Annotated in this window: 20 protein-coding genes and 2 tRNA genes; 18 read left to right on the top strand and 4 right to left on the bottom strand. The window is 60.4% G+C overall.

Going from position 1 to position 24,038, the window contains the following annotated elements:
• Positions 1–94: 94 nt before the first annotated feature.
• Positions 95–1,126 (bottom strand): small ribosomal subunit biogenesis GTPase RsgA, encoded by a 1,032-nt coding sequence (gene rsgA / locus BK659_RS03820; RefSeq protein WP_019691497.1) that lies wholly within the window; start codon positions 1,124–1,126, stop codon positions 95–97.
• A 107-nt stretch (positions 1,127–1,233) separates the two neighbouring features.
• Here rsgA and orn point away from each other — a divergent pair, with 107 nt between their 5' ends.
• Positions 1,234–1,776, top strand: coding sequence for an oligoribonuclease (gene orn / locus BK659_RS03815; protein ID WP_123423793.1), 543 nt, complete (start codon positions 1,234–1,236; stop codon positions 1,774–1,776).
• Between the two features lie 198 nt (positions 1,777–1,974).
• A complete protein-coding gene (locus tag BK659_RS03810; RefSeq protein WP_123423792.1) occupies positions 1,975–2,586 on the top strand; it encodes a trimeric intracellular cation channel family protein in 612 nt (203 codons plus the stop codon).
• A gap of 120 nt (positions 2,587–2,706) precedes the next feature.
• Here BK659_RS03810 and queG read toward each other — a convergent pair whose 3' ends face one another.
• A complete protein-coding gene (queG, locus tag BK659_RS03805) occupies positions 2,707–3,771 on the bottom strand; it encodes a tRNA epoxyqueuosine(34) reductase QueG (RefSeq protein WP_123423791.1) in 1,065 nt (354 codons plus the stop codon).
• A gap of 63 nt (positions 3,772–3,834) precedes the next feature.
• Between queG and BK659_RS03800 the strand changes: the two genes are divergently transcribed.
• The 12 genes from BK659_RS03800 to BK659_RS03745 all read left to right on the top strand — a co-directional run bounded on the left by BK659_RS03800 (position 3,835) and on the right by BK659_RS03745 (position 18,832).
• The gene (locus BK659_RS03800; RefSeq protein WP_123423790.1) at positions 3,835–5,334 is read left to right on the top strand and encodes an NAD(P)H-hydrate dehydratase; all 1,500 of its coding nucleotides are present in this window, start codon (positions 3,835–3,837) and stop codon (positions 5,332–5,334) included.
• On the top strand, positions 5,322–5,792 hold the full coding sequence (gene tsaE, locus BK659_RS03795) for a tRNA (adenosine(37)-N6)-threonylcarbamoyltransferase complex ATPase subunit type 1 TsaE (protein WP_123423789.1): 471 nt from the start codon (positions 5,322–5,324) through the stop codon (positions 5,790–5,792). Before BK659_RS03800 ends, tsaE begins: the two co-directional genes overlap by 13 nt.
• On the top strand, positions 5,793–7,229 hold the full coding sequence (locus BK659_RS03790; protein WP_123423788.1) for an N-acetylmuramoyl-L-alanine amidase: 1,437 nt from the start codon (positions 5,793–5,795) through the stop codon (positions 7,227–7,229). It abuts the gene before it with no gap.
• Positions 7,230–7,237: 8 nt separating this feature from the next.
• Positions 7,238–9,136, top strand: coding sequence for a DNA mismatch repair endonuclease MutL (gene mutL / locus BK659_RS03785; protein ID WP_185015283.1), 1,899 nt, complete (start codon positions 7,238–7,240; stop codon positions 9,134–9,136).
• A complete protein-coding gene (gene miaA / locus BK659_RS03780; protein WP_123423786.1) occupies positions 9,136–10,107 on the top strand; it encodes a tRNA (adenosine(37)-N6)-dimethylallyltransferase MiaA in 972 nt (323 codons plus the stop codon). The genes mutL and miaA overlap by 1 nt, the downstream gene beginning before the upstream one ends.
• 93 nt (positions 10,108–10,200) lie before the next feature.
• Positions 10,201–10,461 (top strand): RNA chaperone Hfq, encoded by a 261-nt coding sequence (hfq, locus tag BK659_RS03775; RefSeq protein WP_123423785.1) that lies wholly within the window; start codon positions 10,201–10,203, stop codon positions 10,459–10,461.
• 12 nt (positions 10,462–10,473) lie between these two features.
• Entirely contained in the window at positions 10,474–11,775 is a 1,302-nt protein-coding gene (gene hflX / locus BK659_RS03770; RefSeq protein ID WP_071552124.1) for a ribosome rescue GTPase HflX, read from the top strand.
• 96 nt (positions 11,776–11,871) lie between these two features.
• Entirely contained in the window at positions 11,872–13,038 is a 1,167-nt protein-coding gene (gene hflK, locus BK659_RS03765) for an FtsH protease activity modulator HflK (RefSeq protein ID WP_123423784.1), read from the top strand.
• Positions 13,038–13,907: a protease modulator HflC gene (gene hflC / locus BK659_RS03760; protein ID WP_123423783.1), complete on the top strand. Its 870-nt coding sequence runs from the start codon at positions 13,038–13,040 to the stop codon at positions 13,905–13,907. The genes hflK and hflC overlap by 1 nt, the downstream gene beginning before the upstream one ends.
• Positions 13,908–14,224: 317 nt before the next feature.
• Positions 14,225–15,412 carry an ATP phosphoribosyltransferase regulatory subunit gene (locus BK659_RS03755; RefSeq protein ID WP_123423782.1) on the top strand — a complete coding sequence of 396 codons (1,188 nt, stop codon included), beginning with the start codon at positions 14,225–14,227 and terminating at the stop codon, positions 15,410–15,412.
• 54 nt (positions 15,413–15,466) lie between these two features.
• Positions 15,467–16,759 (top strand): adenylosuccinate synthase, encoded by a 1,293-nt coding sequence (locus BK659_RS03750; RefSeq protein WP_123423781.1) that lies wholly within the window; start codon positions 15,467–15,469, stop codon positions 16,757–16,759.
• A gap of 138 nt (positions 16,760–16,897) precedes the next feature.
• Positions 16,898–18,832, top strand: coding sequence for a methyl-accepting chemotaxis protein (locus tag BK659_RS03745; RefSeq protein WP_123423780.1), 1,935 nt, complete (start codon positions 16,898–16,900; stop codon positions 18,830–18,832).
• Positions 18,833–19,052: 220 nt separating this feature from the next.
• Here the strand turns inward: BK659_RS03745 and BK659_RS03740 are convergent.
• Together BK659_RS03740 and BK659_RS03735 are read right to left on the bottom strand one after the other, a co-directional pair.
• Positions 19,053–19,139: transfer RNA gene (locus BK659_RS03740), tRNA-Leu, on the bottom strand.
• A 165-nt stretch (positions 19,140–19,304) separates the two neighbouring features.
• Positions 19,305–19,391 (bottom strand) — tRNA-Leu (locus BK659_RS03735).
• Positions 19,392–19,616: 225 nt separating this feature from the next.
• Between BK659_RS03735 and rnr the strand changes: the two genes are divergently transcribed.
• The 4 genes from rnr (at position 19,617) to rpsR (ending at position 24,003) form a co-directional block, all read left to right on the top strand.
• Positions 19,617–22,247 (top strand): ribonuclease R, encoded by a 2,631-nt coding sequence (rnr, locus tag BK659_RS03730; protein ID WP_123423779.1) that lies wholly within the window; start codon positions 19,617–19,619, stop codon positions 22,245–22,247.
• Positions 22,244–23,005: a 23S rRNA (guanosine(2251)-2'-O)-methyltransferase RlmB gene (gene rlmB / locus BK659_RS03725; RefSeq protein ID WP_123423778.1), complete on the top strand. Its 762-nt coding sequence runs from the start codon at positions 22,244–22,246 to the stop codon at positions 23,003–23,005. Before rnr ends, rlmB begins: the two co-directional genes overlap by 4 nt.
• A gap of 316 nt (positions 23,006–23,321) precedes the next feature.
• A complete protein-coding gene (gene rpsF / locus BK659_RS03715; protein ID WP_007939579.1) occupies positions 23,322–23,744 on the top strand; it encodes a 30S ribosomal protein S6 in 423 nt (140 codons plus the stop codon).
• Positions 23,745–23,772: 28 nt separating this feature from the next.
• On the top strand, positions 23,773–24,003 hold the full coding sequence (gene rpsR, locus BK659_RS03710; protein WP_002551829.1) for a 30S ribosomal protein S18: 231 nt from the start codon (positions 23,773–23,775) through the stop codon (positions 24,001–24,003).
• The last annotated feature ends 35 nt before the right edge of the window (positions 24,004–24,038 follow it).

Below are 24,038 nucleotides of genomic sequence, written 5' to 3'. Positions count from 1 at the left end.
CAGAAGGTTCTTTTGTTTATGGCTCGGGGTGCGGGTGTAAGGCGTGCAGAGCAGCCCGCACCCCTGCTGGACGGCAGGGGCGCAGACAGTCTGTTTAATAGCTGGTTTCGGGCAGGCTGGCGATGATCGAGCGGTAGCTGTTCATGCGCTGCTGTTGCACGCGGCCGTCTTCCAGCGCCTTGAGCAGGGCGCAACCGGGTTCGCGGTCGTGCTTGCAGTCGCGGAAACGGCAGGTGCCGATCAAGTCGTTGAACTCGATGAAACCGGCTTCGACATCGGCACGGCTGACGTGGCCCAGGCCGAATTCCCGAATACCCGGGGAGTCGATCAACTCACCGCCGCCGGGGAAGTGGAACAACCGCGCAGTGGTGGTGGTGTGGGTGCCCTGGCCGGACAACTCGGACAACGGGCCGACGCGGGTTTCGACTTCTGGCAACAGGCTATTGACCAGTGAGGACTTGCCGACGCCGGACTGACCGACGAACACGCTGATGCGCCCGTCCAGTTGTTCCTGCAACTGCTCCATGCCATTGCCGTGATGCGCCGAGACTTCCAGTACCGGGTAGCCCAGCGTGCGGTAAACCGCCAGCAAGGCATTCAGCGCCGGCGCATTCTGCTCGTCGATCAGGTCGAATTTGTTGAGCAGCAGCAACGGACGAATGCCGGCGTGTTCGGCGGCGACCAGGTAACGGTCGATCAGGTTGGCGTGAGGCTCGGGCAGTGGAGCGAAGACAATCACGATCATGTCGACGTTGGCTGCTACCGGCTTGAGCTGACCACGGCTGTCGGGACGGCACAGTTCGGTGTTGCGCGGCAGTTGCGCGACGATTACGCCGATGCCCTGGTTACCGGCGCGCCAGACCACCTGGTCGCCGGTCACCAGCGCAGGCAGGTTGGCTCGCAAGTGGCAGCGGAATACCTGACCGGCGAGTTCGCCGTCGCGGGCCTCGACCTCGACCTGCACACCGAAGTGCGCGATCACCAGGCCCGTTTGCTCGGGGCCAAGGTCACCGCCCTCCAGCGCTTCTACGGCAGAGGATTCGCGTTTGGCGGCGCGGGCAGCGCGCTCGCCTTGAATCTTTTCGATGCGCCAGTTTTGACGACGATTGAGTTGGCGTTTGGCCATGGGTGTTCCGTGTCGATAATGCAGCGATTAGGTAAAACGGCCGCGAGTTTAGCACGCCCCGAGAGTCCTCTAGGCTAAACTGCATGCCTACGCCGAGGAGCCGACACATGCAAAACCCGCAGAATCTGATTTGGATCGATCTGGAAATGACCGGTCTGAACCCTGACACCGACGTCATCATCGAGATGGCCACCATTGTCACCGACAGCAATCTCAACACCTTGGCCGAAGGCCCGGTGATCGCCATTCACCACAGCGATGAGATCCTGGCGGGCATGGACGAGTGGAACACCCGTCAACACGGTGGCTCTGGCCTGACCCAGCGGGTACGCGACAGCCGCATCAGTATGGCTGAAGCCGAAGCCGAGACCATCGCCTTCCTGGAGAAGTGGGTGCCGAAGGGCAAGTCGCCGATCTGCGGCAACAGCATTTGCCAGGACCGTCGCTTCCTTTATACGCACATGAAGTCGCTGGAAAGCTACTTCCACTACCGCAACCTCGACGTCTCGACCTTGAAGGAACTGGCCGCACGCTGGGCTCCGGACGTACGCGACAGCTTCAAGAAGGGCAGCACCCACCTGGCGCTGGACGACATCCGCGAGTCGATCGCCGAGCTGCAGCATTACCGCACGCACTTCATCAAGTTCTGATCCTGCAGCGCCAGTTCCGGCCCCATCGCGAGCAGGCTCGCTCCCACACTGGATTGCGTTGTTCCTGTGGGAGCGAGCTTGCTCGCGATGGCGTCCGCCCAGCCACTGGGGATGGTACGGAAGTAGATTCTCCAGCGCCCCCTTTTGGTGCCCCAACGATCTGAGTAGACTGCGCGCCTTCTCGTAAGGACCGCCACCATGTTGCTGATGCTCTACCTGATTGCCATTACCGCTGAAGCCATGACCGGCGCGTTGTCTGCCGGTCGGCGTGGCATGGACTGGTTTGGCGTGGTGCTGATCGCCTGCGTGACGGCCCTGGGCGGTGGTTCGGTGCGCGACGTGTTGCTCGGACACTACCCGCTGACCTGGGTCAAACACCCGGAATACCTGGTGCTGACCTCCGTCGCGGCGATGTTCACGGTCTTTACGGCACGCTGGATGCGCCATCTGCGCTCGCTGTTCCTGGTGCTCGACGCCGTGGGGCTGGTGGCATTTACCCTGATTGGCTGCATGACCGCGCTGGAAATGGGCCACGGCATGTTGGTGGCGTCGGTCAGCGGGGTGATCACCGGGGTGTTCGGCGGCATCCTGCGTGACATCTTCTGCAACGACATCCCGCTGATCTTCCGTCGCGAGCTCTACGCCAGCGTCTCGTTCGCTGCCGCGTGGTGCTACATGCTTTGCCTTTACCTGCAATTACCCGGCGAACAGGCGATCCTGATCACCTTGTTTGGCGGCTTCCTGCTGCGCTTGCTGGCGATTCGTTTCCACTGGGAAATGCCCAAGTTCGTTTACAACGACGAAGCCTGACACCGCGATCTCACGATCTCACGATCTTGCGATCTTGCGATCTCACGTAGGAGCTGCCGAAGGCTGCGATCTTTTGATCTTGAAAAATCAACGTCAAAAGATCGCAGCCTTCGGCAGCTCCTACGGGAGTCCGTGTTGTTTCAGGGCCCACGCCACGTGTTCGCGTACCAACTCCGATGGGTAATCGACCCGTGCTTTCAGGGCTTCCAGCACCGGAATCGTTGAAGGTGCGTTACCCAGTCCCACGGCCAAATTGCGCAGCCAGCGCTCATAGCCGGCTCGGCGCAACGGCGAGCCTTCGGTGCTGCTCAGGAATTTCTCTTCATCCCACATGAACAGCTCGGCCAGCTCGGCGTTGTCGAGGTTGTGTCGCGGTTTGAAGTCGCTTTCACCGGACGGGCGGGCGAAGCGGTTCCACGGGCAAACGATCTGGCAATCATCGCAACCGAACACCCGATTGCCGATCAGCGGCCGCAAGTCTTCGGGGATTGCACTTTTCAGCTCGATGGTCAGGTACGAAATGCAGCGTCGCGCGTCCAGTACATAGGGGCCGACGAAGGCCTTGGTCGGGCAGATGTCCAGGCACGCCGTGCAGCGTCCGCAGTGTTCGGTGCTGTGGGGTGGGTCCACTGGCAGCGGCAGGTCGACGAACAGTTCGCTCAAAAAGAAGTAACTGCCGGCCTTGCGGTTCAGTACCAGAGTGTTTTTGCCGATCCAGCCGAGACCTGCCTGTTCGGCGATGGCTTTTTCCAGCACCGGGGCGCTGTCGACGAAGGCCCTGTAGCCGAAGGGGCCGATGACCTGCTGAATCTTCTCTGCCAGTTGTTGCACGCGTTTGCGGATCAGCTTGTGGTAGTCGCGGCCCAGCGCATAGCGCGAGACATAGGCTTTTTCCGGTTGGCCCAGGCGTTTGGCCATTTCAGTGTCGCCCGGCAGGTAGTCCATGCGCAGCGAAACCACCCGCAACGTGCCCGGCACCAGCTCTTCCGGGTGCGAGCGTTTGCTGCCGTGGGCGCCCATGTAGTCCATTTCGCCGTGGTAGCCGGCTTCGAGCCAGCGTTCCAGGTGTTGTTCATGCTCAGCCAGGTCCAGACCACTGATGCCAACTTGTTGAAAGCCCAACTCGCGGCCCCAGTCTTTGATTGATTGGGCGAGAGCAGGAAGATCTGTAGTAATTGCAGGCATGAGACAGGGGAAACCGGAGCTGAGGTGCGTATAATTCTGCCAGACATCGGAGCCTGAAGACGCATGCCGCAGACAAAACACCATTTACCCGACGCGCTGTACAGCGCCGCACAGGTCCGGGCGCTCGATGCGCGGCTGATTGCGGCCGGGACAACGGGCTTCGAATTGATGCATCGGGCTGCCCGGGCGACGTGGCGAGCGTTGGTCCGGCACTGGCCGAAGGCTACTGAACTCAGCGTGTTGGCGGGCCACGGCAATAACGCCGGGGACGGTTATCTGGTGGCGGTGCTGGCTCTGCGAGCCGGCTGGCAGGTGCGAGTGCTGGCGGTGACTGAACCGTCGCGCTTGCAGGGTGATGCAGCGCTGGCGCATGCCGAGTCGCTGGCCGCCGGGGTTGTCGTCGAGGCCTGGACACCTTCGAGCGAGCTGCGTGGCGTGGTGCTGGATGCGCTGCTGGGCACCGGTCTGAGCGGTGAGGTGCGCGAGCCCTATGCCGCCGCGATCAAGGTGATCAATACCTGTGGCTTGCCCGTTGCAGCGGTGGATATCCCATCGGGGTTGTGCGCCGATACCGGGCGGGTCCTCGGGGTTGCGGTTCGGGCCGACCTCACCGTGACTTTCATCGGCCTCAAGCTTGGGCTGTTCACCGGCGATGCGGCGGATCAGGTGGGGGAGTTGCAGTTCAACGATCTGCAAGCCGACCCGCAGATCGTCGCCGAAAGCGCCGTCAGTGCTCATCGCCTGAATCCCGGCAACCTGCCGCGCCTGGCTGCTCGGGCACCGAGCGCTCATAAAGGCCGGTTCGGTCACGTCCTGCTGATCGGTGGCGATCGTGGTTTCGGCGGCGCCATCCTCTTGAGCGCCCAAAGCGCCCTGCGCAGCGGCGCGGGCATGGTGTCTCTGGCCACCCGCAGCGAGCATGTTGCGGCCGCATTGGCGCGGGTGCCCGAGGTCATGGTTCTGGGCACTCACTCGGCCAATCAGCTGATGGGCCCGCTTGAGCAAGTCAGCGTGGTGGTGGTCGGGCCGGGTCTCGGTAAGGGCGCGTGGGGTCGCAGCTTATTGTCGGCGGCGGCAAACGCCCCGTTGCCGCAGGTTTGGGACGCCGATGCGCTGAATCTGCTGAGCCTGGGTGATGTGCGCCTGCCGAAAGATTGCGTGATCACTCCGCATCCGGGGGAGGCGGCGCGGTTGTTGGGGATTTCCACGGACGAGGTTCAAGCCGATCGCCCTGCCGCGGCCCATGCATTGAGCAAAAAATATTCAACTACCGTCATTCTCAAAGGGGCCGGCAGCCTGATTGCCAGTCCCGATGGTCGTTTGGCGCTGTGCCATCAAGGTCATCCGGCCATGGCTAGCGCGGGGCTGGGGGATGTACTGGCCGGATTGGTCGGTGCCTTGCTGGCTCAGGGCCTGAACCCGTTCGATGCGGCTTGCCTGGCGGTCTGGCTGCACGCCAACGCTGGCGAACGCGAAGGTAAATATGGCCGGGGGCTGGCGGCCAGTGATCTGATTCCCGCCATTCGTCAGTTGCTGGAGGAGCAAGCACCGTGTCTGAAGTAACCCTGTATCTGGCCAATGAAGACGCCATGGTGGTGTTGGGCAACCGTATCGCTCAAGTGACCCAAGGGCACGGCATCATCTTTCTGGACGGTGACCTGGGGGCGGGCAAAACCACCCTGTCGCGGGGTATTATTCGTGGTTTGGGGCATATTGGGGCGGTAAAAAGTCCGACCTTCACCTTGGTCGAACCCTACGAGATCGGCCACATTCGCGCCTTCCACTTCGACCTTTATCGACTGGTCGATCCGGAGGAACTGGAGTTTCTCGGCATCCGCGACTATCTCGAAGACGATGCACTGTGTCTGATCGAGTGGCCCCAGAAGGGTGCAGGCTTTTTGCCAAAGCCCGACCTGACCATTACCATTAGCCCGCATGACAGCGGGCGTTCGCTGAATCTGTCGCCCCAAGGTTTGCGTGGCGAGTCTTGGTGTGCCGCTTTGGCATTGGAATTCAAATAAATGATGGGGTTAGGTATGCGCTTTCGCGCGTTGGTTGCTGTCGTAGGAATGCTGCTTACGGCACTGGCCGTCGACGCTGTGGCCGCGACAAAGGTCAACAGTGTTCGCCTGTGGCGGGCACCGGATAACACGCGACTGGTGTTCGACCTGTCTGGCCCGGTCCAGCACAGCGTCTTTACCCTGACGTCCCCGGATCGTCTGGTGATTGACATCAATGGCGCAGTCCTCGGCGCACCGCTGAAGGTCTCTACCGCCAATACCCCGATTACCGACATGCGTTCGGCTCAGCGCACGCCGACCGATCTGCGGGTGGTCATCGACCTGAAAAAAGCCGTTACCCCGAAAAGTTTCGTACTGGCGCCGAATGCGCAGTACGGCAACCGACTGGTGGTCGACCTGTTCGACAACGCCGCCGATGCCGCGCCGCCGCCTGCACCGACCCCGACCCCAACCGTCGCCACCGTGCCGGCAGTGCCGGTGACCCCGGTTGAGCCGGCAATCAAGCTGCCGCCTGCTCCGGCCGGCAAGCGCGACATCATCGTGGTCATCGATGCCGGTCACGGCGGCGAAGATCCGGGCGCTTCCGGTTCCCGTGGCCAACACGAGAAAGACGTGGTGCTGGCCATCGCCCGCGAGCTGCAGCGCCAGGTCAACGGCATGAAAGGCTTCCGTGCCGAGCTGACCCGTACCGGCGACTACTTCATTCCGTTGCGCGGCCGTACCGAGATTGCCCGCAAGAAGGGCGCCGACCTGTTCGTCTCGATCCACGCCGACGCGGCGCCATCGGCTGCAGCGTTTGGTGCCTCGGTATTCGCCTTGTCTGAGCGCGGCGCGACGTCCGAGACCGCGCGTTGGCTGGCCGACAGCGAAAACCGTTCCGACTTGATCGGCGGTGCCGGCAACGTCAGCCTCGACGACAAGGACAAGATGCTCGCCGGCGTGCTGCTCGATCTGTCGATGACCGCCTCGCTGACTTCCAGCCTGAACGTCGGCCAGAAGGTGCTGAGCAACATCGGCCGTGTCACGCCGTTGCACAAGCAGCGCGTCGAGCAGGCCGGGTTCATGGTGTTGAAGTCGCCGGACATCCCGTCGATCCTGGTGGAAACCGGGTTTATCTCCAACTCCAACGAGGCCTCGAAACTGGCTGCGTCCGGTCACCAGCAAGCGCTGGCCCGTTCGATCAGCGCGGGCGTGCGCCAGTTCTTCCAGCAGAACCCGCCACCGGGCACCTACATCGCCTGGCTCCGCGATTCCGGCAAGATTGCCCAAGGGCCGCGTGACCACACGGTGCGCCCGGGTGAAACCCTGGCGATGATCGCCGTGCGTTATCAGGTCTCGCCGGCGACCCTGCGCAGTGCCAACAACCTGCAATCCGACGAACTGAAAATCGGCCAGCACCTGAATATCCCGGGCACCGAACTGGCGGCCAAGGAATGAACGAGGCCGTGAACAGCGCAGCGCGTATCGAGCTGCTCAGCCCGCGCCTGGCGAACCAGATTGCTGCCGGTGAGGTGGTTGAGCGCCCGGCTTCGGTAATCAAGGAGCTGCTGGAAAACAGCCTCGACTCCGGCGCCAAGCGAATCGACGTCGATGTCGAGCAGGGTGGCGTCAAGCTGCTGCGGGTTCGCGATGATGGCAGCGGCATCTCCGCCGATGATTTGCCGTTGGCGCTGGCGCGACATGCCACCAGCAAGATTCGCAATCTCGAAGATCTCGAGCAGGTCATGAGCCTCGGGTTTCGCGGTGAAGCACTCGCGTCGATCAGCTCCGTTGCGCGCCTGACCCTGACGTCCCGCACCCGGGATGCCGATCAGGCCTGGCAGGTCGAGACCGAAGGCCGGGACATGGCGCCTCGCGTTCAGCCAGCGGCCCATCCGGTGGGCACCTCGGTTGAGGTTCGCGACCTGTTCTTCAACACCCCGGCGCGGCGCAAATTTCTCAAGACCGAAAAGACCGAATTCGATCACCTGCAAGAAGTGATCAAGCGTCTGGCGCTGGCGCGTTTCGACGTGGCGTTCCATCTGCGCCATAACGGCAAGACCATCCTCAGCTTGCACGAAGCCCATGACGACGCCGCGCGCGCCCGGCGTGTGGCGGCGATCTGCGGCGCGGGTTTCCTGGAGCAGGCGCTGCCGATCGAGATCGAGCGCAATGGCCTGCATTTGTGGGGTTGGGTCGGGTTGCCGACCTTTAACCGCAGCCAGGCGGACTTGCAGTATTTCTTTGTGAACGGCCGTGCCGTGCGCGACAAACTGGTGGCCCACGCGGTGCGCCAGGCGTATCGCGATGTGCTGTTCAACGGCCGGCATCCGACGTTCGTACTGTTTTTCGAAGTCGATCCGGCGGGCGTCGACGTCAACGTGCACCCGACCAAACACGAAGTGCGCTTCCGTGACGGGCGCATGGTCCACGACTTCCTCTACGGCACCTTGCACCGTGCTCTGGGTGATGTGCGTCCGGAAGATCATCTGGCCGCGCCTGTCGCGACGGCCGTGGTCAGGCCGACCGGCATCGAAGCCGGCGAATTCGGCCCGCAAGGCGAAATGCGTCTGGCGGCCAATGCGCTGCTGGAGCAGCCGCAGGCACAACCGTCCTTTAATACGCCGGCGGGTTCGGGCGCCGGCGCCGGTTACCAATACCAATACACGCCGCGTCCGCAGTCGGGCGTGCCGGTGGCTGAAGCCCAGGCTGCCTATCGCGAGTTTTTTGCGCCATTGCCTGAAGCGAATGCCACGGCACTGCCTGACGGTCAGGGCGATATCCCGCCGCTGGGGTATGCGCTGGCGCAACTCAAAGGCATCTACATACTTTCGGAAAACGCCCAAGGGCTGGTGCTGGTGGACATGCACGCCGCTCACGAGCGGATCATGTACGAGCGCCTGAAAATCGCGATGGCCAGCGAAGGCCTGAGCGGCCAGCCGTTGCTGGTGCCGGAGTCGATTGCAGTCAGTCAGCGTGAAGCCGATTGCGCCGAAGAGCACGTCAGCTGGTTCCAGCGCCTCGGCTTCGAGCTTCAGCGTCTGGGCCCGGAAACCCTGGCGATCCGGCAGATCCCGGCATTGCTCAAGCAGGCCGAGGCCAACCGTCTGGTGCACGACGTACTGGCCGACCTGATGGAGTACGGCACCAGCGACCGGATTCAGGCGCACCTGAACGAATTGCTCGGGACCATGGCCTGCCACGGCGCGATCCGCGCCAACCGGCGCCTGGCCTTGCCGGAAATGAACGGTCTGCTGCGGGACATGGAAAACACCGAGCGCAGCGGTCAATGCAATCATGGCCGACCGACCTGGACCCAATTGGGCCTGGACGATCTGGACAAACTGTTTTTGCGCGGTCGTTGATGAGCCAGCTCCCTCCAGCGATATTCCTGATGGGCCCGACCGCTGCGGGCAAGACCGATCTGGCCATCGAGCTGACCAAGGTCCTGCCCTGCGAGCTGATCAGCGTCGACTCGGCGCTGGTGTATCGCGGCATGGACATTGGCACCGCCAAGCCTTCGAAAGAGCTGTTGGCCGAGTTTCCTCATCGGTTGATCGACATTCTCGATCCGGCCGAGGCCTATTCGGCGGCGGACTTTCGCCGGGATGCCCTGGAGGCCATGGCCGAGATCACTGCACGCGGCAATATTCCGCTGCTGGTCGGCGGCACCATGCTCTATTACAAGGCTTTGCTCGAAGGTTTGGCCGATATGCCAGCGGCTGATCCGCAGATTCGCGCTGAAATCGAGGAAGAGGCTGCACGCCTTGGCTGGCAAGCCCTGCACGATCAGTTGGCGTTGATCGATCCGGTGTCGGCGGCGCGAATCCACCCCAACGACCCGCAGCGGCTCAGTCGGGCGCTGGAAGTTTATCGGGTCAGTGGTCAGAGCATGACAACCCTGCGCGCGATACAATCTGCGCAAAGTACTGACGCAGGCGCTTCGGGTCGTCAACAATTGCCCTATACTGTCGCGAACTTGGCTATCGCTCCGGCGAACCGTCAGGTATTGCATGAGCGTATTAAACAAAGATTCACACAAATGTTGGAACAGGGATTCATTGACGAGGTCGTAGCCCTGCGTAATAGAAGCGACCTGCATGCCGGGTTGCCGTCAATACGCGCTGTAGGTTACCGACAAGTCTGGGATTACCTGGATGGCAAGCTGACGTCAGCCGAGATGCAGGAGCGTGGGATCATTGCCACGCGCCAATTGGCGAAGCGCCAGTTCACCTGGCTGCGCAGTTGGGCTGATTTACAGTGGTTGGACAGCCTCGATTGCGACAATCTGCCACGCGCCTTGAAATACCTGGGGACCATCTCCATATTGAGCTGAGTCCTTGCAATTGCCGTCTATCCTTGGGGGTGTGACGGCTTAAGCCATTTTTTTACCTATTTTTATTATTGAATCCTTAAAGGAGTGCGACACATGTCAAAAGGGCATTCGCTACAAGACCCTTACTTGAATACATTGCGTAAAGAGAAAGTTGGGGTATCCATCTATCTGGTCAACGGGATCAAACTGCAAGGCACGATCGAGTCGTTCGACCAGTTCGTCATCCTGCTGAAAAACACCGTCAGCCAGATGGTTTACAAACACGCTATCTCTACAGTGGTGCCGGTTCGTCCAATTCGTCTGCCTAGCGCAACCGAAACCGAACAAGCAGACGCTGAGCCAGGTAACGCCTGATAGGAGTCTCCTTTGTTTTTTGAGCGCCACGGTGGTGGTGAGCGAACCATTCTCGTTCACTTGGATGGTCAGGACCCTGAGGCGCGCGAAGATCCGCAGGAGTTTCAGGAGTTGGCAATTTCGGCAGGCGCCGAGACCGTCGCGTTTGTTAACGTGCCGCGTCATCGGCCAACCGCCAAATACCTGATTGGCAGCGGCAAGGTCGAGGAATTGCGCGACCAGGTCAAAGCCGAGAAGGTCGATCTGGTGATTTTCAATTCCGTCCTCACGCCCAGTCAGGAACGTAACCTCGAACGTGTTTTCGAGTGTCGCGTGATTGACCGTACGGGCCTGATTCTCGATATCTTCGCCCAACGCGCCCGCACCCATGAAGGCAAGCTCCAGGTCGAACTGGCCCAGCTTGATTACATGAGTACGCGACTGGTTCGCGGCTGGACTCACCTTGAGCGGCAGAAAGGCGGTATCGGTCTGCGTGGTCCGGGTGAAACCCAACTGGAAACCGACCGGCGTCTTCTACGGGTTCGCCTGCGGCAGATCAAGGGTCGTCTGGAAAAGGTCCGCAGCCAGCGTGATCAGGCTCGTCGTGGTCGTCAGCGAGCGGATATCCCTTCGGTTTCTCTGGTGGGTTATACCAACGCCGGCAAGTCGACGCTGTTCAACTCGGTCACCGATTCCGACGTGTTCGCGGCAGACCAGTTGTTCGCCACCCTCGACCCGACCTTGCGCCGGCTTGAGCTCGCCGACCTCGGTCCGATCGTACTGGCCGACACTGTGGGCTTCATCCGTCACTTGCCGCACAAACTGGTCGAGGCATTTCGGGCTACGCTCGAAGAGTCGAGCAACTCTGACCTGCTGCTGCATGTGATCGACGCTCACGAGCCAGAACGCATGGCCCAGATCGAACAGGTCATGGCGGTACTCGGCGAGATCGGTGCACAAGACTTGCCGATCCTTGAGGTCTATAACAAACTCGATTTGCTCGAGGGCGTAGAGCCGCAGATCCAGCGTGATGCCGATGGCAAACCGCAGCGGGTCTGGTTGTCGGCGCGTGACGGTCAGGGGCTGGATCTGCTCAAACAGGCTATTGCGGAGTTGCTGGGCGACGATTTGTTCGTCGGCACCTTGCGCTTGCCGCAGCGTTTTGCTCGACTGCGTGCGCAGTTCTTTGCGCTCGGTGCCGTACAGAAAGAAGAACACGACGAAGAAGGCATCTGTTTGCTGGCCGTTCGTTTGCCGCGAGTCGAGCTCAATCGACTGGTGAGCCGCGAAGGAATGCAGCCGCTGGAATTCATCGAGCAACACACTTTGCAATAAAAGCCTGAAAAAGCGGTTGTGCCGCTGTAGCAGGCATTCTGTAGCATTGGTCGGCGCGCCGTGGGTGCGTCTTTGCTTTATCAGATGGAGAGCGCTATGGCTTGGAATGAGCCGGGTGGCAACTCGAATAATCAGGATCCTTGGGGTGGTAAACGCCGCAATAATGGCGACCGCAAGGGGCCACCAGATCTCGACGAGGCCTTCCGAAAGCTGCAGGAAAGCCTGAATGGGTTGTTCGGTGGTGGTAAGAAACGTGGTGACGATGGCGGTGGTTCGGGCAAGGGCGGCGGTTACGGCCTGCTCGGCATCGGCCTTGTCGTGCTGGCGGCCGTCTGGCTGTACAGCGCGGTTTATGTAGTCGACGAGCAGGAGCAAGCCGTGGTGCTGCGCTTCGGCAAGTACTACGAAACCGTCGGCCCGGGTCTGAACATCTACTTCCCGCCGATCGATCGCAAGTACATGGAAAACGTCACGCGTGAGCGTGCCTACACCAAGCAGGGTCAAATGCTCACTGAAGACGAAAACATCGTCGAAGTGCCGCTGACCGTGCAGTACAAGATCACCAATCTGCAGGACTTCGTGCTGAACGTCGATCAGCCGGAAATCAGCCTGCAACACGCGACCGAGAGCGCCTTGCGCCATGTGGTGGGTTCCACCGCCATGGATCAGGTGCTGACCGAAGGTCGTGAATTGATGGCCAGCGAAATCAAGGAGCGTCTGCAACGCTTCCTCGATACTTATCGCACCGGTATCACCGTCACTCAGGTCAACGTTCAGAGCGCAGCGGCACCGCGTGAAGTCCAGGAAGCCTTCGATGACGTGATCCGCGCTCGTGAAGATGAGCAGCGTTCGCGCAACCAGGCTGAAACCTACGCCAACGGCGTCGTGCCGGAAGCCCGTGGTCAGGCCCAGCGCATCATTGAAGATGCCAACGGTTATCGCGACGAAACGGTATCTCGCGCCAAGGGTGAGGCAGATCGCTTTACCAAACTGGTCGCCGAGTATCGCAAGGCGCCGGAGGTCACTCGTCAGCGTCTGTACCTGGACACGATGCAGGAAGTCTTCAGCAATACCAGCAAGGTTCTCGTGACCGGCAACAAGAATGGCCAGAACAATCTGCTGTACTTGCCGTTGGACAAGATGATCGACAGTGGTCGTAGTGGTGCAGCGCCGGTAACCAGCGCGGCCGCGACCAGCAATGACGGACATGCGCGTGCGGCAGTTGATTCGCAGCAGCCGGCACGTACCAGGGAGAGTCGCTGATGAGCAATAAATCGCTGATCGCCCTTATTGTCGGCGTCGTCGTGGCGATCGCTGCCTGGAACTGCTTCTACATCGTGGCTCAGACCGAGCGTGCGGTGTTGCTGCAGTTCGGTCGCGTGGTTCAGGCCGATGTTCAGCCAGGCCTGCATGTGAAAGTGCCTTACGTTAACCAGGTGCGCAAATTCGACGCACGCCTGATGACGCTGGACGCACCGACACAGCGTTTCCTGACGCTGGAAAAGAAAGCCGTCATGGTTGATGCCTACGCCAAGTGGCGCGTCAAGGATGCCGAACGTTTCTACACCGCGACTTCCGGCCTCAAGCAGATTGCTGACGAACGCCTCTCGCGTCGTCTGGAATCGGGTCTGCGTGACCAGTTTGGTAAGCGCACCCTGCACGAGGTGGTTTCCGGTGAGCGTGACGCGCTGATGGCGGACATCACTGCTTCGCTGAACAAGATGGCGGAAAAAGAGCTGGGCATCGAAGTTGTCGATGTTCGGGTCAAGGCCATCGATCTGCCGAAGGAAGTGAACCGCAGCGTGTTCGAGCGCATGAGCACCGAGCGTGAGCGTGAAGCGCGCGAGCACCGTGCCAAGGGTAACGAGCTGGCCGAAGGCATCCGTGCCGACGCCGATCGTCAGCGCCGCGTACTGCTGGCTGAAGCCTATCGTGAATCTGAAGAGGTTCGCGGTGATGGTGATGCCACGGCCGCATCGATCTACTCCAAGGCCTACGGTCAGGATCAGGAGTTCTACGGTTTCTACCGTAGCCTGCGTGCCTACCGTGAAAGCTTCGCGAACAAAACCGACGTCATGGTTCTGGACCCAAGCAGCGACTTCTTCCGTTACCTGGAAAAAGCCAAACCTTGATCCAACACTGATCTTGAAGGACCCCGCCGGGCGGCTAAAGCCTCTCGCGGGGTGATCCTTTGGGAAAACGTGTGTATGATGCGGCAGCCGGGAAATTCCCGGCTTTTTTGCGTCTGCACGTTTGATTGCGGTTTTTTATTGCAAGACTCGGGTTGAACGACTCGACAGGTTTTTCGAGGAAAGTGTTTGGCGAGGCCGATTTCAGGCCGATCGCCGCGTCGTTCATGCGCGCGACTTATGCGTATGGGCCGGACATTTTCTGCTTCACTCAAGGTCAGCCCGAGGGCTGGCCGCCCGGATCATAGGGGAATGGCGTAATGGCAACGGTAGACCGCTGGCTGCTGCCAGATGGCATCGAAGAAGTACTGCCACCAGAGGCGGCGCGCATTGAAGTCGCGCGTCGTCAGGTGTTGGATCTGTTCCAGAGCTGGGGTTACGAGTTCGTCGTGACCCCGCATATCGAGTACCTGGAATCCCTGCTGACTGGCGCGGGCCAGGACCTCGATCTGCGGACCTTCAAGGTCATCGACCCGCAGTCGGGTCGGCAGATGGGTTTCCGTGCCGACATTACGCCGCAAGTGGCGCGCATCGATGCGCACACCTTGCGTCACGAAGGTCCGAGCCGTCTGTGCTATGCCGGTAGCGTGCTGCATGCGCAGCCGCGGGCGTTGTCGACCTCGCGCAGCCCGATTCAGCTGGGCGCCGAACTGTACGGCGATGCCAGCCCGAGCAGCGACGTGGAAGTCATCAGCCTGATGCTGGCCATGCTGCAACTGGCCGACGTGCCGGATGTGCACATGGACCTCGGTCATGTCGGTATCTACCGTGGCCTGGCACGTGCCGCCGGTTTGTCCGGTGAAGTCGAGCAACAGTTGTTCGATGCCCTGCAACGCAAGGCCATCGATGAGGTCATTACCTTGACCGAAGGCCTGCCTGCCGATTTGTCGGGCATGCTGCGGGCTCTGGTTGATCTGTGCGGCGGCCGTGAAGTGCTGGTTGCTGCTCGCGAGCGTCTGGCCAATGCGCCGGCGCCTGTTTTGGCGGCGCTGGACGACTTGCTGGCGATTGCCGAGCGTTTGTCCGTGCGATTCCCGGAACTTGCGCTGTACTTCGATCTGGGCGAGTTGCGCGGTTACCACTACCACACCGGTGTGGTGTTCGCGGTATTTGTACCGGGTGTTGGCCAGTCCATCGCTCAGGGCGGTCGTTACGACGACATCGGCGCCGACTTCGGTCGCGCCCGTCCGGCTACTGGCTTCTCTACCGATTTGAAAACCCTGGTGACCCTGGGGCGTGCTGAAATCGAGCTACCGTCTGGCGGTATCTGGATGCCTGACAGTACGGATACAGCACTCTGGCAGCAGGTTTGCCAGTTGCGCAGTGAGGGTCAGCGTGTCGTTCAGGCATTGCCTGGGCAACCATTGGCCGCCGCCCGTGATGCGGACTGCGACCGGCAATTGATTCAGCAGAACGGGCTTTGGCAAGTATTGCCGCTGGCTTCTTGAGTTTTCCTGCCGGCGGCTGCCGGCACCAAGTTTGCGCGAATGAGGACAAGTGTTATGGGTAAGAATGTCGTAGTCCTGGGCACCCAATGGGGTGATGAGGGCAAAGGCAAGATCGTTGATCTGCTGACCGAACATGCTGCCGCCGTAGTGCGCTACCAAGGTGGTCACAACGCTGGCCACACGCTGGTGATCGACGGCGAAAAAACCGTCTTGCACCTGATCCCGTCGGGCGTGCTGCGCGATGGCGTGCAGTGCCTGATCGGCAACGGCGTGGTGGTTGCACCTGACGCCCTGCTGCGCGAGATCATCAAGCTGGAAGAGAAAGGCGTACCGGTGCGCGAGCGCCTGCGTATCAGCCCGTCCTGCCCGCTGATCCTGTCTTACCACGTAGCGCTGGACCAGGCTCGTGAAAAGGCCCGTGGCGAACTGAAGATCGGCACCACCGGTCGCGGCATCGGCCCGGCCTACGAAGACAAGGTTGCACGTCGTGGTCTGCGCATCGGTGACCTGTTCCACCGCGAGCGTTTCGCCGCCAAGCTGGGCGAGTTGCTGGACTACCACAACTTCGTACTGGTCAATTACTACAAAGAGCCGGCCATCGACTTCCAGAAGACTCTGGACGAGTGCATGGAATACGCCGAGCTGCTCAAGCCGATGATGCTCGACGTCACCGCCGAACTGCATAACCTGCGTCGCGACGGCAAAGACATCATGTTCGAAGGCGCCCAAGGCTCGCTGCTGGACATCGACCACGGTACCTATCCGTACGTCACCAGCTCCAACACCACCGCTGGCGGCATCGCAACCGGTTCGGGTTTTGGCCCGATGTACCTGGATTACATCCTCGGCATCACCAAGGCTTACACCACTCGCGTCGGTTCGGGTCCGTTTCCGACCGAGCTGTTCGACGACGTTGGTGCGTTCCTGGCCAAGCGTGGTCACGAGTTCGGTGCTACTACCGGCCGTGCCCGTCGTTGCGGCTGGTTCGACGCCGTCATCCTGCGTCGCGCCATCGACGTCAACAGCATCTCGGGCCTGTGCCTGACCAAGCTGGACGTACTGGACGGTCTTGAGACCATCAACATCTGCGTGGGCTACAAGAACCAGGAGGGTGCCGTGATCGACGCGCCGACCGACGCCGACAGCTACATCGGCCTTGAGCCGGTGTACGAACAAATGCCGGGCTGGACCGAGTCGACCCTGGGTGCCAAGACCCTGGAAGAGCTGCCTCAGGCTGCTCGCAACTACATCAAACGCGTCGAAGAGTTGGTCGGCGCGCCGATCGACATTATTTCGACGGGCCCGGACCGCAACGAAACCATCGTTCTGCGTCACCCGTTCGCTTAATAAGTCGTTGATGTAAAACACAAAGGGCCCTTAATCGGGCCCTTTGTCGTTTATGCCTGTTGGGCGGCATGACCTTTGCTGTGGATAATGCTTCTAGAGTGCCATCAATTTAATGGCGTGCAAGTAGAGGGATTTCCTGTGTCGGCCGTTCTCTCACTGTTACAAAGCCGTTTGTTGCGGCCCGTGTTCGTTACCCTTGGTATCGCCTTGTTGGTGCAGGTGTTGGTGGCTGTCGCACTGACCCGGAGCACCGTGACTGCATTGGAAGCAGATTTGGGCAGTCGTCTCGGCGTCGATAGTCGGAAACTCTCTGGCGAACTCGAGCAGGCCGGGCGTGAGGTCACTTCGAGTCTCGATAGCCTCTCCACCAATACTCGTCAGCGTTTGACCGCTGGGTTGTCCTCGCGACTGAAGGAAGAGCAGGCGCAACTGCGTGCGACCCTGGAAAAGGATCTGAAGGACTCTGCCAATGACATGGCTCAGCTCCTGGCCTCGGTCGCACCACGCGCCATGTGGGACAGCGACGTTCCAACCCTGTCCGAGTTCGCCCGGCGTGCACAACGCAATCCGAACGTGCTGTTCGTGGTGTACGACGACGCCACCGGTCAGCACCTGACCCGCTACCTGAACCGGGACAACCCGATCAACGCTGCCCTTTTGGAAAAAGGCCAGGGTGAGCGGGCGCTGGATAAAGTGCTGAGTGCGGCGAAGAACGATCCTTCGGTCTACTACCTCGAAGCCTCGATCAATCCCAATGGCGTGGAAATCGGCAAGGTGCTGATGGGCGTCTCCACGGCGTCGGTGGAAACCGACCTGGCGGCCCTCGACAAGCGCTTCTCGGCGCTGATCGCCAGCAGTGATCAACTGGTCGGTGATAGCCTCAAGGGCGCTGCGGCCGATAGCGCCACAGCCATGCGCTCGCGCTTGCAGTCGGCGCAGTCCACGGCCACTGAAATGAAAGCCAATACCGCCAGTACCGTTCAGGAAGCGGCGGCGACTTTACGCTGGCGGATCGGCATGGCGCTGGCGTTGGTCGGCTGTGGTGTCTTGCTGCTACTGGCGGTAGTGCTTGGGCGGCGGGTGGTCAATCGCCTGAAGCTGCTGATTGTGGCAATGGAGGATCTGGCGGCGGGTGATGGTGACCTGACCAGGCGCGTGCAGATCAACAGTAAGGATGAAATTGGCGACATGGCGTCGGCGGTCAATCGTTTTGTGGATAAGTTGCAGCCGATCGTTCGCGAAGCGGGTGATGTGGCTCAGCGCACCGGTGTGGAAATCGGTGCGATGACCAAGCGCAATGCCGGCGCCGATGCGGCGGCGAAATCCCAGCGCGATGAGGTGGCGGAGAGCTTGCGCGCCTTGTCGCAAATGGCTGACGAGGCGCAGGCCGAAAGCCACGCGATGCAGGCGGCGTTGCAGCAGGTGGTGGATATTCGTCAGGCTACCGACGAAAACACCCGCACCTCGGCGCAGGTCGGCAGTTTGATCGAGGCATTGGCCGGGCAGGTCGATACCGGGGCGAAAGTCATCGAGCGCCTGGCGCAACAGAGCGAGCAGATTGAAGTGGTGCTCGAGGTGATTCACGGGATTGCCGAGCAGACCAACTTGCTCGCACTGAACGCGGCGATCGAGGCGGCGCGCGCCGGTGAGACCGGGCGTGGTTTTGCGGTAGTCGCCGATGAAGTGCGAGCGCTGGCCAGCAAGACTCAACGCTCGACGGGCGACATTCAGGCGCACATCGGGGCCTTGCAGCAAGGCGCTCGTGAGGCTGTGGCGGCGATTGGGCTGGCGGGGCGTCAGGCCAGCGAAGGTTTGCTGGTATTGCGCGACAGCGCGCGCTTGCAGCAGTCGGTGCAGACTTCCGTCGAGCAGGTGCATGCGGCTATCGGTCTGGCGACTCAAGCAGCGGCGCATCAGGCCAAAGGCGCACACGCGGTGCGCGGGCGGGTCGAGACGATTCATGCCCAGGCTGAGCGTGCGGCGCAGGCGGTTGTGGAAACCACGGCCAGCGGCAAGGTGCTGGACAGTTTGGCGGCGCAGCTGAAGGCGAGCCTGGGGCAGTTCAGGGCTTAAGCCTGAAGATCAAAAGATCGCAGCCTGCGGCAGCTCCTACAGGGGGAAACGCATATTCCCGCGTAGGAGCTGCCGCAGGCTGCGATCTTTTATTTTATCGGCGACTCAAATACATCCAGCAAGGAAGTCAGCGGCTGGAAATTATCGAACGCCAGAAACGCAAAAACCCGCTTTCGCGGGTTTTTGAGAGATTCAAGATCGTTGACCTTGAACTTTGAATTGGTGCCCAGAAGAAGACTCGAACTTCCACGACCTTGCGGTCACCAGCACCTGAAGCTGGCGTGTCTACCAATTTCACCATCTGGGCAATATCTTCAGCGTTGCCGCTGTTGATGTGGCGCACTATACGGAGAGCGTTTTGATCTGTAAACCCCTGAATTGGTTTTAATAAATCAAATGCTTAGAATGCAAAAACCCGCTTTCGCGGGTTTTTGTGTGAGTCTTGAAATTGTTCTAATCTCAAGCTCGAAATTGGTGCCCAGAAGAAGACTCGAACTTCCACGACCTTGCGGTCACCAGCACCTGAAGCTGGCGTGTCTACCAATTTCACCATCTGGGCAGTATCGGCAACGTCTCCGTCGTCGATGGCGCGCACTATACGGAGCGTCTTTTTAACTGTAAACCCCTGATATCAAAAAAACCTGGAAAATTTTACGAGCGGTGCTCAATGCTGTCTTTCCAGGCGGAGGAAGGGGCTTTTTAGAGCCTCCAAGAGCCTGAAATTTCCCGTTTCATTACGCCTATGCCAAACTAACCCGCATATAGACAAGGTGAAAACTCTCTAATGGCCGATTGGCAGTCCCTCGATCCCGAGGCCGCTCGTGAAGCGGAAAAATATGAAAACCCTATTCCTAGCCGCGAACTGATCCTTCAGCACCTTGCTGATCGGGGTTCGCCTGCTAACCGCGAGCAGTTGGTCGAAGAGTTTGGTCTGACCACAGAAGACCAGATCGAAGCCCTGCGCCGCCGCCTGCGCGCCATGGAGCGCGACGCTCAACTGATCTATACCCGTCGCGGCACTTACGCGCCGGTAGACAAGCTCGACCTGATCCTGGGCCGCATCAGCGGTCACCGTGACGGCTTCGGCTTCCTGATCCCGGATGACGGCAGCGACGACCTGTTCATGAGCCCGGCGCAAATGCGTCTGGTGTTCGACGGTGACCGTGCGCTGGCACGGGTTTCCGGTCTGGACCGTCGCGGTCGCCGCGAAGGCGTGATCGTCGAAGTGGTGACCCGTGCTCACGAGAGCATCGTCGGTCGTTACTTCGAAGAAGGCGGCATCGGCTTTGTGGTGGCCGACAACCCGAAGATCCAGCAAGAAGTGCTGGTGACTCCGGGTCGTAACGCCAACGCCAATATCGGCCAATTCGTTGAAGTGAAGATCACGCACTGGCCGACCCCACGCTTCCAGCCGCAAGGCGATGTGGTGGAAGTGGTCGGTAACTACATGGCGCCGGGCATGGAGATCGATATTGCCCTGCGGACCTACGACATTCCTCACGTCTGGCCTGAAGCGGTGCTCAAGGAAGCTGCCAAGCTCAAGCCGGAAGTCGAAGAGAAAGACAAAGAGAAGCGCATCGACCTGCGTCATCTGCCGTTCGTCACCATCGACGGCGAAGATGCCCGCGACTTTGATGACGCGGTCTACTGCGAAGCGAAACCGGGCAAGCTGCGGCTGTTCTCCGGTGGCTGGAAGTTATACGTGGCCATTGCCGATGTTTCCAGCTACGTGAAGATCGGTTCGGCGCTGGACAACGAATCCCAGGTTCGCGGCAACTCGGTGTACTTCCCCGAGCGCGTGGTGCCGATGCTGCCTGAGCAGTTGTCCAATGGCCTGTGCTCGCTGAACCCGCATGTCGATCGCCTGGCCATGGTTTGCGAGATGACCATCTCCAAATCCGGTGAGATGACCGATTACTGCTTCTACGAAGCGGTGATTCACTCCCACGCCCGCCTGACCTACAACAAGGTCAGCGCGATGCTGGAGCAGCCGAAAACCACCGAAGCCCGTCAGTTGCGCGGTGAGTACACTGACGTCGTGCCGCACCTCAAGCAGCTCTACTCGCTGTACAAGGTGCTGCTGGCGGCCCGTCACGTCCGTGGCGCGATCGATTTCGAAACGCAGGAAACCCGAATCATCTTCGGCTCCGAGCGCAAGATTGCCGAAATCCGTCCGACCGTGCGCAACGACGCGCACAAACTGATCGAGGAATGCATGCTGGCGGCCAACGTGGCCACCGCCGAGTTCCTGAAGAAGCATGAAATTCCTGCGCTGTACCGGGTTCACGACGGTCCGCCACCGGAGCGCCTGGAAAAACTCCGCGCCTTCCTCGGCGAGCTCGGCCTGTCCCTGCACAAAGGCAAGGACGGTCCGTCGCCGAAGGACTATCAGGCGCTGCTGGCCGGGATCAAGGATCGTCCGGATTTCCATCTGATCCAGACCGTCATGCTGCGTTCGTTGAGCCAAGCGGTGTACAGCGCTGATAACCAGGGCCACTTCGGCCTGAATTACGAAGCCTATACCCACTTCACCTCGCCGATTCGCCGTTACCCGGACTTGCTCACGCACCGGGCGATTCGCAGCGTCATCCACTCCAGGCAAGACACGCCACACGTGCGTCGTGCCGGGGCGATGACCATTCCGAAAGCGCGCATCTATCCGTACGACGAAGCGGCGCTGGAGCAACTCGGCGAGCAGTGCTCGATGAGCGAGCGCCGTGCCGACGAAGCGACCCGCGACGTGGTGAACTGGCTCAAGTGCGAGTTCATGAAAGACCGTGTGGGCGAGTCGTTCCCGGGTGTGATCACTGCGGTAACCGGTTTTGGTCTGTTCGTCGAGCTGACCGACATCTACGTCGAAGGTCTGGTCCACGTGACCGCTTTGCCGGGCGACTACTACCACTTCGACCCTGTGCATCACCGCCTGGCCGGTGAGCGTACCGGTCGCAGCTTCCGCCTCGGCGATACCGTCGAAGTGCGCGTGATGCGGGTTGATCTGGACGAGCGCAAGATCGACTTCGAGATGGCTGAAAAAACCATCAGCGCGCCGATTGGCCGCAAGAAGCGTGGTGCAGAAACCTCGGCTCCTGCCGCCAAGACTGCTGCTGAACCGGCGCCGGCGAAAAGCGGTCGTCGTGGTCCGGCGAAGGAAAAAGCGGTCGAAGCCTATCGCCCGAGCGATGCCGCGGCGAAAAACGCCGAAGTACGCAAAAGTCGTGAAATGAAGCAGGCGTTGCTGGCCGAAGCGAAGAGCGGCGGTAAAGCGGCGTCTGGGGGAAAGGCCGGACGGTCGGCGCCTGAAAAGGCCTCCGGCGGCAAGCCAGCCAAACCGAGTAAACACCGTAAAGGCCCGCCAAAAGCGGGCTCGGCTCCAGCCAAAAGCGGCGGGGCGCGTAAACCTAAGGCCAAGTCATGAGTCAGTTGGAAAAAATCTACGGCGTGCATGCCGTAGAAGCGTTGCTGCGACACCACCCGAAACGCGTCAAGCAGATCTGGCTGGCCGAAGGCCGCAGTGATCCGCGCGTTCAGACGCTGATCGAACTGGCCAGCGAAAACCGCGTTGCGGTCGGCCAGGCCGAGCGCCGTGAGCTGGATGCCTGGGTTGAAGGCGTGCACCAGGGCGTGGTGGCGGACGTCAGTCCTAGCCAGGTTTGGGGCGAGGCAATGCTCGACGAGCTGCTTGACCGTACCGAAGGCGCGCCGCTGCTGCTGGTGCTCGACGGCGTGACCGATCCGCACAATCTCGGTGCTTGCCTGCGTTCCGCCGATGCGGCCGGTGCATTGGCGGTGATCGTTCCGAAGGACAAGTCAGCCACCCTGACTCCGACTGTACGAAAAGTCGCCTGTGGTGCCGCTGAAGTGATTCCGTTGGTGGCCGTAACCAACTTGGCGCGCACCCTGGAAAAACTCAAGCAGCGCGGCTTGTGGGTTGTCGGTACGGCGGGCGAGGCTGAGCAGGATCTGTATCAGCAGGACCTGACTGGCCCGACCATCCTGATCATGGGTGCGGAGGGTAGCGGGATGCGCCGCCTGACTCGCGATCTTTGCGACTACCTGGTGCGTTTGCCGATGGCCGGTAGCGTCAGCAGTCTCAACGTTTCCGTGGCGACTGGAGTGTGCCTGTTCGAGGCCTTGCGCCAGCGCGGCGTCAAAGCCGCCGCCAAAAAGCCCTGATCTGCTGCAAATCCCCTGTGGGAGCGAGCTTGCTCGCGATAGCGGTGTAACATTCAGCATAAATATTGAATGTTACGCCCTCATCGCGAGCAAGCTCGCTCCCACAGTGGTTTGTGGATAAGCAAAAAATGGTGGTGTGAACGAACTGTTCAAATAATCACCAATTGCCTTGCACCTCTTCTGTCCCTTCTCTACAATTGCGCCCCTTGCTGTGACGGCAGGCACGCATGTGTCTATCGCCGGCAAGTCCATAAGTGTCATTCACTCCTTGTCTGACCGCTTTTGAGCGGCAGGCTACAACCCGTAAGGAGCATTCATGCGTCATTACGAAATCATCTTTTTGGTCCACCCGGATCAAAGCGAGCAAGTCGGCGGCATGGTTGAGCGTTACACCAAGCTGATCGAAGAAGACGGCGGCAAAATCCACCGTCTGGAAGATTGGGGCCGTCGTCAACTGGCCTACGCAATCAACAATGTTCACAAGGCTCACTACGTGATGCTGAACGTTGAGTGCACTGGCAAGGCCCTGGCCGAGCTGGAAGACAACTTCCGCTACAACGATGCAGTGATCCGTAACCTGGTCATCCGTCGCGAAGAAGCCGTTACCGGCCAATCCGAGATGCTCAAGGCTGAAGAAAACCGCAGTGAGCGCCGTGAGCGTCGCGACCGTCCTGAGCACTCCGACGCTGAAGGCGTTGACAGTGATGACAGCGACAACAGCGATAACGCTGACGAGTAATCCACGGACCTTTTGAGGAGCCTATTACATGGCACGTTTCTTCCGTCGTCGTAAATTCTGCCGCTTCACCGCTGAAGACGTGAAAGAGATCGATTACAAAGATCTCAACACTCTGAAAGCTTACGTATCCGAGACCGGCAAAATCGTTCCAAGCCGCATCACCGGTACCAAAGCTCGTTATCAGCGTCAGCTGGCCACCGCTATCAAGCGCGCCCGCTTCCTGGCCCTGCTGGCCTACACCGACAGCCACGGCCGCTGAGACCGGGCAGTCGACACGTAGCAAAGGATTGAATG

Source organism: Pseudomonas brassicacearum, from assembly GCF_003732225.1.
In the GTDB taxonomy this organism is placed as follows: Bacteria; Pseudomonadota; Gammaproteobacteria; order Pseudomonadales; family Pseudomonadaceae; genus Aquipseudomonas; species Aquipseudomonas brassicacearum_E.
This window is presented reverse-complemented; position numbering and strand designations above follow the sequence as displayed.

Coding starts and splice junctions, on each gene's coding strand:
- rsgA (WP_019691497.1), bottom strand. CDS start 1,126: ATGGCCAAACGCCAACTCAATCGTCGTCAAAACTGGCGCATCGAAAAG.
- orn (WP_123423793.1), top strand. CDS start 1,234: ATGCAAAACCCGCAGAATCTGATTTGGATCGATCTGGAAATGACCGGT.
- BK659_RS03810 (WP_123423792.1), top strand. CDS start 1,975: ATGTTGCTGATGCTCTACCTGATTGCCATTACCGCTGAAGCCATGACC.
- queG (WP_123423791.1), bottom strand. CDS start 3,771: ATGCCTGCAATTACTACAGATCTTCCTGCTCTCGCCCAATCAATCAAA.
- BK659_RS03800 (WP_123423790.1), top strand. CDS start 3,835: ATGCCGCAGACAAAACACCATTTACCCGACGCGCTGTACAGCGCCGCA.
- BK659_RS03790 (WP_123423788.1), top strand. CDS start 5,793: ATGATGGGGTTAGGTATGCGCTTTCGCGCGTTGGTTGCTGTCGTAGGA.
- miaA (WP_123423786.1), top strand. CDS start 9,136: ATGAGCCAGCTCCCTCCAGCGATATTCCTGATGGGCCCGACCGCTGCG.
- hfq (WP_123423785.1), top strand. CDS start 10,201: ATGTCAAAAGGGCATTCGCTACAAGACCCTTACTTGAATACATTGCGT.
- hflK (WP_123423784.1), top strand. CDS start 11,872: ATGGCTTGGAATGAGCCGGGTGGCAACTCGAATAATCAGGATCCTTGG.
- hflC (WP_123423783.1), top strand. CDS start 13,038: ATGAGCAATAAATCGCTGATCGCCCTTATTGTCGGCGTCGTCGTGGCG.
- BK659_RS03755 (WP_123423782.1), top strand. CDS start 14,225: ATGGCAACGGTAGACCGCTGGCTGCTGCCAGATGGCATCGAAGAAGTA.
- BK659_RS03750 (WP_123423781.1), top strand. CDS start 15,467: ATGGGTAAGAATGTCGTAGTCCTGGGCACCCAATGGGGTGATGAGGGC.
- rnr (WP_123423779.1), top strand. CDS start 19,617: ATGGCCGATTGGCAGTCCCTCGATCCCGAGGCCGCTCGTGAAGCGGAA.
- rlmB (WP_123423778.1), top strand. CDS start 22,244: ATGAGTCAGTTGGAAAAAATCTACGGCGTGCATGCCGTAGAAGCGTTG.
- rpsF (WP_007939579.1), top strand. CDS start 23,322: ATGCGTCATTACGAAATCATCTTTTTGGTCCACCCGGATCAAAGCGAG.
- rpsR (WP_002551829.1), top strand. CDS start 23,773: ATGGCACGTTTCTTCCGTCGTCGTAAATTCTGCCGCTTCACCGCTGAA.